Source organism: Vibrio variabilis, assembly GCF_003263785.1.
Classification (GTDB): domain Bacteria; phylum Pseudomonadota; class Gammaproteobacteria; order Enterobacterales; family Vibrionaceae; genus Vibrio; species Vibrio variabilis.
In genome coordinates this window covers 1-1255 of record NZ_JYJK01000054.1, presented here as the reverse complement: position 1 = coordinate 1255, position 1255 = coordinate 1, and the positions used below count along the sequence as shown (strand labels likewise).

The following is a 1255-nucleotide window of genomic DNA, read 5'->3' as shown; positions in this document are numbered from 1 at the left end:
CAACTGAGATTACTCAGCAGCAACAACTTGTAGTGCGATTTTAGCAAATACTTCAGAGTGAAGTTGAACGCTGATTTCGAACTCGCCAGTTGTACGTAGAGCGCCTTCTGGAAGACGAACTTCGCTTTTAGCAACTTCAACGCCTGCCGCAGTGATTGCGTCAGCGATGTCACGAGTACCGATAGAACCGAACAGTTTGCCTTCGTCACCCGCTTTAGAAGCGATAACAACTGCTTCTAGAGCGTTAACTTTCTCAGCACGAGCTTCAGCAGCAGTCAGTTGCTCAGCAACTTTCGCTTCTAGTTCAGCGCGACGAGCTTCGAACATTTCAACGTTAGACTTAGTTGCCATTACAGCCTTACCTTGTGGGATAAGGAAGTTACGAGCGTAACCAGATTTAACGTTAACTGTATCGCCAAGACCACCTAGGTTACCGATTTTATCAAGTAGAATAACTTGCATTGTTTAATCCTCTTTTCTAAACGGTGCCGATTACTGATGCTTATCAGTGTACGGAAGTAGTGCTAGGTAGCGTGAACGCTTGATAGCGCGAGCTAGCTGACGCTGGTATTTAGCACTTGTGCCAGTGATACGGCTAGGTACGATTTTACCAGATTCAGTAATGTAGTTTTTTAGAGTTGTTACGTCTTTGTAATCAATCTCTTGAACGCCTTCTGCAGTGAAACGGCAGAATTTACGACGACGGAAGAAACGAGCCATGGGCTATCTCCTGATCTAAATTAAAGTCTTAATGTCGGCAGTGGAGAACCACTACCAAGTACTCAATGAGTAAAGATTACTCTGCAGATGCTTCTGGCTTAGCTTCTGTACGCTCTTCACGACGTGGAGCACGCTCAGAACGCTCTTCTTTCTGCTTAAGCATGATAGAAGGCTCAGTGATCGCTTTTTTAGTACGCATGATCATGTTACGTAGAACTGCATCGTTAAAACGGAAAGCAGTTTCTAGCTCATCAATCGCTTCTTGTGGCGCTTCAACGTTCATTAGAACGTAGTGTGCTTTGTGAAGCTTGTTGATTGGGTAAGCCATTTGACGGCGGCCCCAGTCTTCTAGACGGTGGATAGTACCGTTAGCTTCAGTGATTGAACCAGTGTAACGCTCGATCATGCCAGCAACTTGCTCGCTTTGATCAGGGTGCACCATGAATACGATTTCGTAATGACGCATTGGTTGCTCCTTACGGATTATTAGCTTCCACGTTTGGTCGGTCATCCAGAGGAAGCAAGGAACGAATAA

Annotated in this window: 3 protein-coding genes; all 3 read right to left on the bottom strand. The window is 45.4% G+C overall.

What is annotated here, in order from left to right; translation table 11 throughout:
- Nucleotides 1-9: 9 nt before the first annotated feature.
- Nucleotides 10-462: a 50S ribosomal protein L9 gene (gene rplI, locus TZ48_RS07860; protein WP_112478789.1), complete on the bottom strand. Its 453-nt coding sequence runs from the start codon at nt 460-462 to the stop codon at nt 10-12.
- 30 nt (nt 463-492) lie between these two features.
- Entirely contained in the window at nt 493-720 is a 228-nt protein-coding gene (gene rpsR, locus TZ48_RS07855) for a 30S ribosomal protein S18 (protein ID WP_042503516.1), read from the bottom strand.
- Nucleotides 721-796: 76 nt separating this feature from the next.
- Complete coding sequence (gene rpsF / locus TZ48_RS07850; RefSeq protein ID WP_112478788.1) at nt 797-1186, bottom strand: 30S ribosomal protein S6; 390 nt, start codon at nt 1184-1186, stop codon at nt 797-799.
- Nucleotides 1187-1255: the final 69 nt, after the last annotated feature.